8 protein-coding genes are annotated in these 12,908 nt (G+C 51.3%); 3 read left to right on the forward strand and 5 right to left on the reverse strand.

From position 1 onward, the window contains the following. Positions 1–9: 9 nt before the first annotated feature. Complete coding sequence (ggt, locus tag ACXAFR_RS15725) at positions 10–1,770, reverse strand: gamma-glutamyltransferase (protein ID WP_475178565.1); 1,761 nt, start codon at positions 1,768–1,770, stop codon at positions 10–12. 370 nt (positions 1,771–2,140) lie between these two features. Between ggt and ACXAFR_RS15730 the strand changes: the two genes are divergently transcribed. After that, positions 2,141–4,399, forward strand: coding sequence for a TonB-dependent receptor (locus tag ACXAFR_RS15730; protein WP_475178566.1), 2,259 nt, complete (start codon positions 2,141–2,143; stop codon positions 4,397–4,399). A 132-nt stretch (positions 4,400–4,531) separates the two neighbouring features. Here the strand turns inward: ACXAFR_RS15730 and ACXAFR_RS15735 are convergent, their stop codons facing one another. Further along, positions 4,532–5,422, reverse strand: coding sequence for a LysR family transcriptional regulator (locus tag ACXAFR_RS15735; protein ID WP_475178568.1), 891 nt, complete (start codon positions 5,420–5,422; stop codon positions 4,532–4,534). A gap of 220 nt (positions 5,423–5,642) precedes the next feature. Between ACXAFR_RS15735 and ACXAFR_RS15740 the strand changes: the two genes are divergently transcribed. After that, entirely contained in the window at positions 5,643–7,592 is a 1,950-nt protein-coding gene (locus tag ACXAFR_RS15740; RefSeq protein WP_475178570.1) for an acetoacetate--CoA ligase, read from the forward strand. A 53-nt stretch (positions 7,593–7,645) separates the two neighbouring features. Beyond that, complete coding sequence (locus ACXAFR_RS15745; RefSeq protein WP_475178571.1) at positions 7,646–8,827, forward strand: thiolase family protein; 1,182 nt, start codon at positions 7,646–7,648, stop codon at positions 8,825–8,827. Between the two features lie 192 nt (positions 8,828–9,019). Here ACXAFR_RS15745 and ACXAFR_RS15750 read toward each other — a convergent pair whose 3' ends face one another. Genes ACXAFR_RS15750 through ACXAFR_RS15760 form a run of 3 tightly spaced genes read right to left on the reverse strand, consistent with a single transcriptional unit; the run spans position 9,020 to position 12,906 of the window. Beyond that, positions 9,020–9,742 carry a response regulator gene (locus tag ACXAFR_RS15750; protein ID WP_475178573.1) on the reverse strand — a complete coding sequence of 241 codons (723 nt, stop codon included), beginning with the start codon at positions 9,740–9,742 and terminating at the stop codon, positions 9,020–9,022. Between the two features lies 1 nt (position 9,743). Next, positions 9,744–11,342: an ATP-binding protein gene (locus tag ACXAFR_RS15755; protein ID WP_475178574.1), complete on the reverse strand. Its 1,599-nt coding sequence runs from the start codon at positions 11,340–11,342 to the stop codon at positions 9,744–9,746. A gap of 10 nt (positions 11,343–11,352) precedes the next feature. Next, positions 11,353–12,906, reverse strand: a complete 1,554-nt coding sequence (locus ACXAFR_RS15760) for a tripartite tricarboxylate transporter permease (protein WP_475178575.1) — start codon at positions 12,904–12,906, stop codon at positions 11,353–11,355. Positions 12,907–12,908: the final 2 nt, after the last annotated feature.

The raw sequence follows: 12,908 nt of genomic DNA on the forward strand, positions 1-12,908 counted from the left end.
TTTTGGTCGTTAGAATCCCATGGCCATGCCGTCTTTGCGCATATCGGATCCCCCATAATACATACCGGTATCGGGATCACGCATAATCGCCTGATAGCCACCATAGCGTGAGCCGGCGGCAATGCCGACGTCGTGCCCTAAGGCGCGAAGCTTTGATATTTCAGTCGGTTTTATTCCCGGTTCAACATAGACATTTCCGATACCCGAACCTTGCTCGGCAATCGACTGATAAGATCGGCTTGACCCGGTGTGCTGGTAACGTGCGGTATCGCCAGCTTGTTGTACATTCATGCCGAAATCAATCATATTGATCAATACTTGAACCTGCCCCTGAGGTTGCATGGGGCCACCCATTAATCCAAAACTGAGCCAAGGCTGCTGATCTTTCATGACAAAGCCCGGAATGATGGTTTGGAATGGTCGCTTTCCTGGCGCATAGTGGTTGGGGTGCTTCTCATCTAACGAGAAGAGATTGCCACGGTTTTGCAAAACAAATCCAAGTCCATCTGGTACTAGGCCGCTGCCGCCGGAATAGTTACTTTGGATAAACGACACCATCATGCCATCTTTATCCGCAACGGTCAGATAACTGGTATCGCCGTGTTCCAGTGACGGATCTCCAAATTTCGCCTTAGGCATGGTGGATTTTGTATTGATCAGCGCGCGACGTTGTTTTGCGTAGTTCTTGCTTATAAGTTCGTTCACTGGAATGTCTGAAAATTCCGGGTCGGCGTAATATCTCGCTAAATCCTCGTAAACCAGGCGCTTGGCTTCGATCTGTAAATGTAAGAGTTCTGCGCTGCCCGGAACCATATCTGCGATAGGAAATCCTTCCAGAATATTGAGCATCTGTAGTACCGCCAGACCCTGGGTATTGGGTGGCAACTCACAGACGTTGTAGCCACGATAGTCCGTGCAAATGGGGGCTACCCATTCCGCTCGATAGGCCGCCAGATCGTTTTTGCGCAAGGCCCCGCCTATGCGTCGCATGTAGGTGTCGATGGAGTCGGCGATGGTGCCTTCATAGAATGCATCGCGGCCTTCCTTGGCGAGAATATCTAATGTCTTGGCAAGGCCTGGATTTTTGAAGATGTCGCCTTCTTTGGGAGCATTCCCATCGATCAAATAAAGGGAACGGTAGTTCTTGAGGTCTTCGATGTCAGCACGATGAGTCCAGGTATTGTCGATTTCATATTGCCAGTAGTCTGCTGTTTCTTGGCTGACGCCAAAGCCTTCCCTGCCGTAGCCAATGGCAGGTTGGAGGTTTTGCGCCATGGGTAATTTGCCAAAGCGTTCGTGCAGTTGAAACCAGCCATCTACCTCGCCGGGAACGGTGACCGTTGCACTGCCATGAAGAGGTATTTTCCCGTCGGCAAAGCGAGCGTTTAAGCTTTCCAATGTTTGTCCTTGGGGGGCAGGTCCGCTGGCATTGAGGCCTAAGAGACGTTTGTCGTTTGGGTCCCAAACAATCGCATACATATCACCGCCGATGCCGCTGTCCATGGGTTCCACAAGTCCGATAACGGCGCTCGCTGCAATGGCGGCGTCTACGGCGCTGCCTCCCTGGCGCAAAATGTCGATGGCTGTACTGGTTGCCAGCGGGTTGGATGTTGCAGCCATACCGTTGCGGGCGATCACTTGGCTGCGACTGGATTCTAAGCCGCCAAAGCGATGGCTACCAATACCCACATTGGGTTCTGCTGCAAATGCGACTGCCGTCAACAGAGTAGTGGCGAAGCTTATGACGATGGATAGGGCTGAGAGGCGCATGCATGACTCACGTTTATATTACGAACAAGTGTTCGAATAGTATGCTGCCGGTATTCGAGGTGCAAGCAGTGGTGTAGAGATCTTTGGCGAAGTTTAGGCAATTTAGAAACCGTGGAGGAAGCCGTAAGCACATGCATTGCTTTGGTGCTTGCGCTGTATAAATGACCCATTTTGAACCGTGATTTTGCGTGCGGTTGCTTCTAATGCCCGTTGCGATAGGGGTTCTGTTTGTCGCGTCGAGTGGCATAAAGCTTGCGAGTAAAAGTTTTCAATGCGAACTATAGTTCGCTAAACGTTGTTGGTAGGGTCAGATTTATCGCATCGGATTGCGGTGTCTGGCGCTAGTGTTTGACCTTTTTAGGGGAAGTAAATGCGGTACATCGGTAATACCCGTCACGTCCTGACAGCAGGTTTGACGTCTTACGCATTATCATCGTTAGTGCTCGTAGCTGCGGCCTCCGCGCAAACAAGCCCGAAGCTCGAGGAGGTTGTGGTTACGGCGCAGAAGCGCGAACAAGACCTTCAGAAGGTGCCGTTTACCATTCAAGCTTTCAGCGCCGATGAAATTTCTGAAAAGGGCATGATGCGGATTACGGATCTGACCACTCATGTCCCCAACGTCGATTTCTTTTCCTTCTTCAGTGAGGCGCAAACGCCCGCACTGTGTTTTCGTGGCGTGTGTCTTACACAATTGTTTTCTGACAGCTTTGAGCCGCCGGTCGCCATGTATACCGATGAGGTCTATGTCGGATCAGGCTTTGCGCAAGCGCTACAGCTGTTCGATGTCGAGCGGATTGAAGTTCTAAAAGGCCCTCAGGGAACGCTTTACGGGCGCAATACTACCGGTGGCTTGGTGAATGTCATTACACGCAAGCCAACCGACGAATTACAGATGAATTTCAGTGTCGACTACAGCTCCTACAATTCCACCACGGTTGAAGCGGGTATTGGTGGCGCTTTAGCCGATGGTGTTCGGGGGCGCTTGGCATTGCAGACCCGAACGGGCGATGGCTGGGTCGATAGCACCATCAGCGATGCCGAAGCGAATGAAACCGATACCCAGGCGGCCCGTGGCATGCTGGATTTTGATATTGGCGACAACGGCAGTCTGTTGTTGTCGTCCTATTACTTTAAAGTATCCCAGGGGGCTGAAGCCAATACGCTCAATGGTACGGTTGATCCTGCAACCGGTGCTCAGTGTGACTACAGTCAGTTGCAGTCGGGCAGCTGTATTGGAATATACAGTGACTATACCTCCGGGACGGAAAGTGCGAACAGTTTGTACGGTGGACTCGAGCCAGACAAGTGGGCGGGTTATGAAATGCCGGGTGGCCTTGCACCGCGCAATAATCTAGAGGCTTATGGTGTTGAAGGGCGCTTTGAATGGGATTTTGGCCCTGTATATTTCACCTCCATCAGCTCCTTTGCCAATGGCAAAAAAGATTATCTCGAAGACGTGGATGGAAATCTAGGCGCCGAATACGAAGATCGATTATTGGCGGATGCCGATACCATCTCTCAAGAATTTCGTCTCAATGGTGACCTGGGCTCAGCGCAATGGATTGGTGGTGTCTTCTACTACAATGACGACCGCAATACCGGTACTCAGCTGGTTCCGGCAGAAAATTATTCGGATTGGGCCAATAAAGAAACCACATCTTATGCGGTTTTTGCCAATTTGGATATTCCTCTGAGTGACTATTGGAGCACGACCCTCGGGGCACGATATACCTACGAAGATATCTCAGTGGATTTTAGTCGCGAAGGGTATTACGCGTCCACGGTTAGTCATGAGAAACGTTCCGTCGATAACGATAATATCGACTGGAAGGCAGTGCTCCAGTGGGAGCCCAACGACGACACCATGCTGTACGGTTCTATTACGACAGCTTTTCGTAGCGCTAACATCAATAGTCAAAGTATCTACGGTCCGATTATCGAGGGCAGTGATACCGATCCCATGGCGCCGGTCAATCCGGAAGAGTTGGTGAGCTATGAATTGGGATTGAAAACCGGATTTTGGGATGGACGTGCTCAATTGAATGCGTCAACGTTTTATTACACCGTCGACGATATGCAAACATTGATTTGGGTGTTTACAACTTCGACCACTGGGGTTTCACGGCTGCGCAATATTGAAGAAGTGAATGCCTGGGGCGCGGAGATGGATCTGCGGGTGCAAGCGTCAGAAAACCTCATGTTAACCTTCAGTGCCGGAGTGCTGGACAGTGAGATTAGCTCCGACGCAGAAATGCAAATTGATGGCGAGTTAGTCCCTCTGGACGGTCATGAGTTGCCGTTTTCTAACCCGTCGGCCACGCTTGGGGCCAACTACGTCATCCCCCTGCAACAATACGGTACCTTGAGCTTGCAGGCAGACTATAAATGGAAAGACGATCATTATTTTTCCATTCGCAACAATGACAGTAATTACCAAGACGCCTACGGATTGCTCGATGTACGCGCCGTCTGGAAATCACCCAGTGAACAGTATTCCGTCGAGCTTTACGGTAACAACGTACTCGATAAAGAGTATTTTGTTTACGCAGGAAACTTGGCGACCAATACTCAAAATATAGTCTGGGGGAAACCCGCCTGGTACGGCGTTAGGTTCTCATACGACTTCTAGGGAAGCTCTGAATCGTTAACTGTCTACCCGTGTCTGGAGCTATGTCAGACACGGGTTTTTTCTTTTTGTACAGACAAAGCTTCAGAAGTGCGCTGGCTTTCACGCTTGCGTTAGATGGTTCTTTTTTGTTGTTTATTTTTTGCGGTAAAAGGTCTTTATACAATCAACCATAGCCTGACTGGTCGTGGATAGGGTTCGCTTTTGCAGTTGAATGATGCCGATATTCCGTCGAATTCGAGGTTTTAGAGGAATGCATACCGCACCCATTTCCCGCATTTGTCCCGCACTGATTTCTGGCATGATGCTGACGCCTAGCCCCTGAGCCACCATACGGCCGACCACGACGATCTGATGAGCTTCAAAGGTTGGGGTTAGAGTAATGTCTTTGTGATGAAAAGCCTCTTCTACCTGTTGCCGAATCGCAGAGGGTTTCTGCAGTGTGATGTACGACCTGTCATTGAGGTCTGACCAGGAGGCTGTTGTTCGCTTGGCGAGCTTATCATCGGCGCAACAGACCACAACAAAGTCGTCTTTGCACAGCGGGGTGAAAGTGATGTCTGCGATGGGACCAGGATCAAAACTGACGCCGAATTCGATATCACCGGAATAGACCGCATCAACTAAGGTTTCGGCAACGATATCCTGAACCGTGACGTTGATGTCAGGATACTGTTGATGGAAATGTCTGAGGATTTCCGGCAGGACGTTGCCAGCAAAAGTCGGCATAGCGGCGACGGTTAAGCGGCCCTTGCGCAGCGTGAATAAATCCCTCACATCACCAATCGATTGCTCCCATTCCAACAGTAAACGCTCAGCATTGGGTAAAAATTCCCTGCCCTCGGGAGTTAGGGTGGAGGAGCGGGTATTGCGATCAAACAATTGCCCGCCGAGGCTCACTTCGAGATTTTTTATGGCGGTGCTCAGTGCGGGTTGGGTCAGATACAGTTGGTGGCTGGCTTCGGCGAAGTTGCGGCAATGGGCGACGGTAACGAAGCACTTCAGTTGTTTAAAGGTGATGTTCACGGTGTGGCTTTATCTCCGAGGGGGCCCCAATGGGTGCCAAGACGGCGGGCAGCTGGGTTTGATATATAAATTAAATTAAACATAATTAAAATATATTCTAATTGATTTATCTTTTATTGCAGGGAAAATGGTCCCAAAGATGCTTTTGGGCTCGTATTTACCAATACTGATGACCCAGAAACCAGCCAATAACACCGCAGAAGAATACTAAGAGCCGATTATGACCAGTACACCTCTTTGGAGTCCCGCGCCTGAACGAGCAGAACAGACCCTGCTGCATCAATTTATCGCATCCCTCAATTCCTCCAAGCCAAGCATCGACAATTACGATGACTTATGGGCATGGTCATGCCAGTCGCCGGAGGTGTTCTGGACGGCGGTGTGGGACTTTACCGGTCTGGTTGGGGATCCGGGGGAGAGTGTCTTTAACGGCAAACAAGCGCTGATCGAGCAGCGATTTTTTCCGGATGGTAAGGTGAATTATGCGGAAAATCTCCTCCGGCATCGGGGTGAGGCGCCAGCCATTGTTTTCCAAGGGGAAGACGGGCGACGCCAGAGCTTGAGTTTTGACGAGCTACACGGCCTGGTTTCCCGGTTGCAACAGGCGTTGAAAGATCTTGGCGTTGTTGCCGGTGATCGTGTGGCTGGATACGTTCCTCACGCTCCCGGTACGATTGTCGCGATGTTAGCAGCGACATCGCTCGGTGCCATCTGGTCCTCCTGTTCACCGGATTTTGGTCTAAATGGTGTCATGGATCGGTTCGGCCAGATTGAGCCGAAGGTGTTGTTCTGCGCCGATGGCTATCACTACAACGGCAAATCGTTTTCCTCAATTGAAACGGCACTCTCACTGGCGGAGGGAATTGCCTCCATTGAAAAAGTGGTGGTGCTTCCATTTATCGACGACGCTGACGGACGTGAATTGCCGAAGGAAACTGCGGTTCATCTTGAGGATCTACTCAAGCCTTATCGTGAACAGCCGGTAGAATTTGTGCGTGTGAGTTTCAGTGCTCCGTTGTTCATTATGTTCTCATCAGGCACCACAGGACTGCCGAAGTGTATTGTTCATTCGGTGGGGGGCACCATCCTACAGCACCTGAAAGAACATCAATTGCAGTGTGATATCCAGCCGGGAGATCGGCTTTTCTACTTTACGACCTGTGGTTGGATGATGTGGAACTGGCAGGTCAGTGCACTGGCGTCCGGCGCAACGCTGGTGTTGTTTGATGGCTCTCCGTTTTATCCGGGCCCGGCCAGATTGTCCCAATTGGTCGCCCAGGAGCAGGTGACCCATTTCGGCACCTCTGCCAAGTACTTGGACGCCTGCGCCAAAGCGGGTGTTCGCCCAATGGATACGGAAGATTTTTCCTCGTTGCGCTGTATTCTTTCGACAGGCTCGCCGTTATCGGAAGACGGTTTTCACTATGTTTATCGCGACTGGAAGCAGGACGTTTGTCTTTCGTCGATTGCCGGTGGCACCGACATCCTCGGCTGTTTTGTGGGCGGTAATCCTATTGGACCCGTGTATGCAGGCGAATGTCAGAAGCGTCACCTGGGAATGAATGTCGCGGTTTTTAACAGTCAGGGGCAAGCCGTGATCGGTGAGCCAGGAGAACTCGTCTGTCTATCGGCGCATCCATCCATGCCGGTTGGTTTTTGGAATGATGATGGCAGTCGCTACAAGGCGGCGTATTTCGAATCCTACGACAACGTCTGGTGTCACGGTGATTGGGTCGAGCTCACGGAGCGGGGCGGAATGATATTCCATGGCCGTTCTGATGCTACCTTGAACCCCGGCGGGGTGCGTATTGGAACCGCGGAAATCTACCGCCGGGTTGAAGGCTTTAGCGAAGTTGCTGAATCTCTCGCCATCGGGCAGCAGTGGGACAATGACGTGAGAGTGGTTCTGTTTGTGCGTATGCAGCCGGATCAAACGTTGACCGAGGATTTAATCGCAAGGCTGAAAAAAGACATTCGACAACACGCATCCCCGCGCCATGTGCCGGCACGTATTCTCACCGTAACGGATATTCCCCGAACCCGTTCCGGTAAAATCAGTGAGCTGGCCGTGCGCGATGTCGTTCACGGTCGCCAGGTAAAAAATGTTGAAGCTCTGGCCAACCCAGAAGCGCTGGAGCAGTTTAAACACCGTTCGGAATTGGCAGAATAACACGATGAATTTCGCCAGTTTCATCACAAACGTTCGTTGAGAGGATGACGTCCATGAATCAGGATCCTATCGTCGTCGTTGGTATGGCGCGTACGCCTATCGGCAGTTATTTGGGAGCATTGAGTAGCTTGTCTGCTGCAGAGCTGGGCGCATGTGCGATTCGCGCTGCGGTTGAGCGCAGCGGCGTACCGGTTGATGCCATCGATGAAGTTATTATGGGATGTGTGCTGCCAGCAGCGCTGGGGCAGGCGCCAGCGAGACAAGCCGCGCTGGCCGCCGGTTTACCCCAGGGCGTACCGACTACCACGCTGAATAAAGTCTGTGGCTCTTCCATGAAAACCGTAATGGTTGCCTGTGATGCACTGCGGGCAGAGTCGGCGGATATCGTTGTCGCCGGTGGAATGGAAAGTATGAGTAACGCACCGTTTATGTTGCCCGGTGCGCGCAAGGGATTGAAGTTTGGTCACCAGCAGTTTCTGGATCACATGCTGATGGATGGACTTCAGGATGCCTATTCCGGCAAAGCCATGGGAGAGTTCGCAGAGCTATGTGCCGGCCACTATGACTTTAGCCGTGAACAGCAGGACGAGTACGCGCTGGCTTCACTGGAGCGTGCAACGACAGCGACAGCAAACGGTTATTTCGCCGGAGAGATCGTTCCTGTGACGGTTAAAAGTCGTAAAGGCGAGCAGTTTGTCGATCAGGATGAGCAGCCTGGCAAAGCGAATCCAGATAAAATCCCGCAATTGCGTCCGGCATTTTTAGCGGATGGCACCGTTACAGCCGCCAACGCCAGTTCGATTTCTGATGGGGCCGCCGCGTTGGTTCTGATGCGACGGTCGACCGCTGAGGAGCGGGGTTTAAAGAGCCTGGCAACGATTGAGGGCTACGGACAGTCAGCTCAGGCGCCTGAATGGTTTACCACGGCGCCGGTGGCGGCCATGAAAAAAGTACTGAATCGGGTTGGCTGGCAAACCTCAGAGGTGGACTTGTTTGAGGTAAACGAAGCCTTTGCGGTTGTCGCCATGGCAGCAATGCGTGAACTGGGTATTGATCATGGTGTGCTAAATGTTAACGGTGGTGCCTGCGCTTTGGGGCATCCTCTTGGCACTTCCGGTGCTCGTATTCTCGTGACTTTGATCAATGCCATGCAGCGTCTCGACCACCACAAAGGCCTCGCCAGCCTCTGCATTGGTGGCGGTGAAGCCACGGCAGTAGCCGTAAGCCGAAGTTAAAATATAGCCGTAAGCCGAAGTTAAAATATAGCCCTAAGCCTAGTGGTTAAAATATAGCCCTAAGCTTGGTGGTTAAAATATTGCGATAAGCCGGGTTTAAATAGAGACGAAAGCTGCTGTCGAAGGATTTTAAAAAAAACAATAGAGTGTTGGGTAACGTCCGTATTCATTGCAGCCTTCTGTTGTTTTTACTTATTCGTGCAATCGATAGGAGCGCTCCGGACGACCGACCGTACCGTATTTTTGTTCGGCGGCCAGTTTATGAACGCTGGCGAGGTATTCCAGGTAGCGCCGAGCGGTTGATCGGCTAATTCCCAGTTCCTGCCCGACATCGGCGGCCGTTGACTGGCGTTCTCGATTTTCTTCAAACAGCGCTAATATTTTTGCCAGAGTTAGCGGATCAACGCCTTTGGGCAAACGCTCTTTGATGACAGGGATTTCTCGAGAAGGAGATAGGGGATGCCGGTTTTGTGAGAAAACGGCATCGGCAACCCCTTGGGTCAATTCAGCGGCTTCGGTCAGTTGTTGTTGGCGAGTTTCAAATCTCTGTAGTGCCTGATTGAGACGGTCCATCAACACAGGTTTGACCAAAAAGTCGCAGACACCCAGTTGCATGCCTCGCTCTAAAATATTCACTTCGCGGGCTGCGGTTAACAACATGGCTTCGCAGCTTTTGCCCTCGGCACGAACCTTTGCAAGCACATCAAGACTGGTGCCGTCTGGCAGATACACATCCATCAGTAAAAGATCGAATTCCAACATATCGACCATTTTGTTGGCCGACTCACAATCTCTTGCAATGCCGACAACTTGATAGTGACAGCCTCGTTCCGATGCGTCACGAGTGGCGAGATAGCGGCTAAGCATGCGCACCACTTCCGGCTCGTCTTCGACAATCAGTACGTCATAGTTCATCTTATTGCTCATTGCTTACCATAGGCAGGTATATGGTAATACGTGTACCCCCAAGATCGGAAAGTCCAACTTCGATCGAGCCTTTGGCGATGCTTAAATTGGTTTTCACTAAGTATAGCCCGACACCGTGTTCAGAACCGGTTTTGTCGGACACTCCAGGTTCGTAGAGCTGTTCAATGTTCGCGGGCAAACCGGCGCCGCTGTCTTCGACATCGATAACCCAATTATCGCCCAGCTCTTCGATCATCACTTGTACAAAGGGGCGTTCCGGTTGATGACGCTGAGTGGCTTCAAGGGCGTTGTCGATTAGATTTCCAATGATGGTCACAAATCGATCCAACCATTCCGGTGATTTTTGCGCACTCAGTGGCTGTTCGATAATGATCGAAAAGCGTACACCCATTTTCATCGCTTTTTGATATTTACCGAGCAACAATCCTGCGACCACTGGGTCTCGGACTTTTTCCAGCAGGGTGTTTATTCGATGCTGTGCGCCCAGGCTCTCGCGACCAATCAACTCCAAGGCTTCGTCGTAATGCTGCATTTGCAGCATCGCGCCCAGGGTGTTTAATCGATTGGCATAATCGTGGGTTTGTAGTGTCATGGATTCGGCAAAGGCCTGGACCCTGGCCAGTTCACGGCTGAGGTACTCTAATTCATCTGCCGGGCGCATGCTGAAGACATAACCCATAAGATTCTCATGGCCCGTCAGAGGCAGGCGAGAGAAAACGATCCGCTTTCCATGAAGGAAGATTTCCACGCCAAGCATTGGCGTTTCGCTCGGTTGCAACAAGCGCTCGGTTTGCTGTTGAAAAACATCGGTGATAGAGGGCGGAGAGTTGGTTGGCTTTTGTGCGAGTTCAAGTATTTCTATGGCGCGGCGATTGATACGGCGAAGATTGCCGTCGGCATCGGTCGCGATAATACCTGTGCGTACAGAATCGAGGATGGCTTCCTGCTCGGCATAAAGTCGACCGATTTCTTCCGGCTGCAAGCCAAACAGCGCTTTTTTCACTCGATGGCTGATCCAGGCGGCGATCGCGATGCAACAAAAACTTGAAAATACAATCCACAACATAATGGTGTGCATGCGATCGCGGATCATGGAATCGACAGAATCGACAAGAAAGCCGACGGAAACAATACCAATGATGTCTCCGTTGTCATTTCTGATGGGGACCTTGCCGCGAATGGACTCTCCCATAGAGCCCTGAGCTCGGGATACATAGGATTCGCCCAGCCAGGCGCGAGCGTTATCACCACCGACCATTTTGCGGCCGATTTTGGCGGGATCCGGGTGAGCAATGCGAATACTGTTGATATCGCCAATGACGATAAAATCGGCACCGGCAATCTTGGTCAGCCTCAGCATATTCTCTCTGAGAGACGATTTATCAGATAGAGGGGCTTGTAAGGCAGCTAAGACATCCCAGCGTAACGCGACGCTGTGAGCAAGTTGTAAGGCGCGGTCTTCGGTGTGAGAGGTGATGTTGTCGATCACCATTTGCCGCATTAAATAGCCGAAAAAAATCGCCTGGGCGAGTCCAAACAATGTCACCCAGGCGATCAAACGGATTTCAAGAGAGTATTTCCCTCTCATTGTGAAAATATTAGCTCCTGCTGTCGATAACCTCGACGTTTTGCTTATTGGCTTTACGCGTTGCCATAGTATCGCGGATAAACGTCACCAGTGGCACCAGCAGAACAATCACAGCTAAAGCAAGAATCGCTGACGTTATGGGGCGTTCAAAGAAGACGGAATAGTCGCCGCCGGATGTCATAAGTGTACGTCGAAAATTCCGTTCTATCATGTCCCCTAAAATGAACCCTAGCAGGAGAGGAGCCATTGGGAAGTTGAGCACTCGTAACACCAGGGCAAAAAGCGCAACCCCAACCATTAATAAAAGGTCAAAGGTGTTGAAGGACACCAGATAAACGCCAATCAAGCTGAAAAACAAAATCATCATGGTGAGAATGTTCTTCGGTAGATTTAATGCCCGGGCGAAGTAGGGGATAAGGGGTAGATTGAGGATCAACAGTACGACGTTGCCAATATACATACTGACAATGACAGACCAGAAAACGTCCGGGTTGTCTTGCATTAACGTTGGGCCTGGCTGAATGCCATACGCAATCAACGCTCCCAACATAATAGCGGTAGTGCCAGAGCCGGGAATACCCAGGGTAAGCAAGGGTACAAAAGAACCTGTGCAGGCGGCATTGTTGGCGGATTCTGGCGCGGCTAAGCCGCGTAGAGACCCCTTACCAAACATCGCTCTCAACGGTCCTTTCGCCAAATTACGCTCCGCCGCGTAGGCCATAAAGCTGGCAATGGTCGCGCCGGCACCGGGCAAAACACCCACGAAAAAGCCCAGAATCGAAGAGCGACCAACGGCGGGCGCAATGTTTTTGACTTCTTCCCGGTTTAGTTTAATGGATCCTAAATCATGCTTTGCGGTTTCTTCTTGCTCCTTGGAGGGCTTGGCCGCGGGTTTGACAACATTGATCAGCGCTTCCGCCAGAGCGAAGGTCGCCATTGCCACTAACAGAAAGCTGACACCATCGAGTAAATCCTGATTGCCGAAGGTGAAGCGTTCAGTTCCCGAGGTTGGATCGATGCCGATGGTGGAGATCATCAAACCGAGTACGGTCATCATGATGGCTTTCAGGAACTCACCTTTGCTGGAGAAAGCAGCAATAGCCGTCAAACCCAGCAGCATCAAGGCGACATAATCTGGTGATTGAAAGCTGAGAGACACGCTCGCTAGCATCGGTGCTGCAACCATTAAAATGATCGCAGCAATGGTGCCGCCAGTAAATGATGACCAGGCAGCGATTGCCAGCGCTTTACCGGCTTGGCCTTTTTGGGCGAGCGGGTAACCATCAAAGGCTGTTGCAACCGTTCCTGCAATTCCAGGTGCATTAAGCAGAATAGAGGACGTCGAACCGCCAAAAATTGCTCCGTAGTAGACGCCGGCCATGAGAATCATGCCGGAGCTGGCGTCGATGTTGTAGGTGACTGGGATCATCAGAGCAATGGCTGTGATCGGGCCCAGGCCTGGCAACATGCCGATGATCGTCCCAATAAAACAACCAGCGACGACGTATAACAGGTTCTGTAGTTCGGTCGCGGTGCCGAATCCTAATAAGAGTCCTTCAAGCATAA

It is taken from the genome of Pseudomaricurvus sp. ABR4_320 (genome assembly GCF_056159445.1).

What these genes read in the sequence shown, in the direction of transcription:
- ACXAFR_RS15750 (WP_475178573.1), bottom strand. Translation starts at nt 9,742, where the DNA reads ATGAACTATGACGTACTGATTGTCGAAGACGAGCCGGAAGTGGTGCGC.
- ACXAFR_RS15740 (WP_475178570.1), top strand. Translation starts at nt 5,643, where the DNA reads ATGACCAGTACACCTCTTTGGAGTCCCGCGCCTGAACGAGCAGAACAG.
- ACXAFR_RS15745 (WP_475178571.1), top strand. Translation starts at nt 7,646, where the DNA reads ATGAATCAGGATCCTATCGTCGTCGTTGGTATGGCGCGTACGCCTATC.
- ggt (WP_475178565.1), bottom strand. Translation starts at nt 1,770, where the DNA reads ATGCGCCTCTCAGCCCTATCCATCGTCATAAGCTTCGCCACTACTCTG.
- ACXAFR_RS15730 (WP_475178566.1), top strand. Translation starts at nt 2,141, where the DNA reads ATGCGGTACATCGGTAATACCCGTCACGTCCTGACAGCAGGTTTGACG.
- ACXAFR_RS15755 (WP_475178574.1), bottom strand. Translation starts at nt 11,342, where the DNA reads ATGAGAGGGAAATACTCTCTTGAAATCCGTTTGATCGCCTGGGTGACA.
- ACXAFR_RS15760 (WP_475178575.1), bottom strand. Translation starts at nt 12,906, where the DNA reads ATGCTTGAAGGACTCTTATTAGGATTCGGCACCGCGACCGAACTACAG.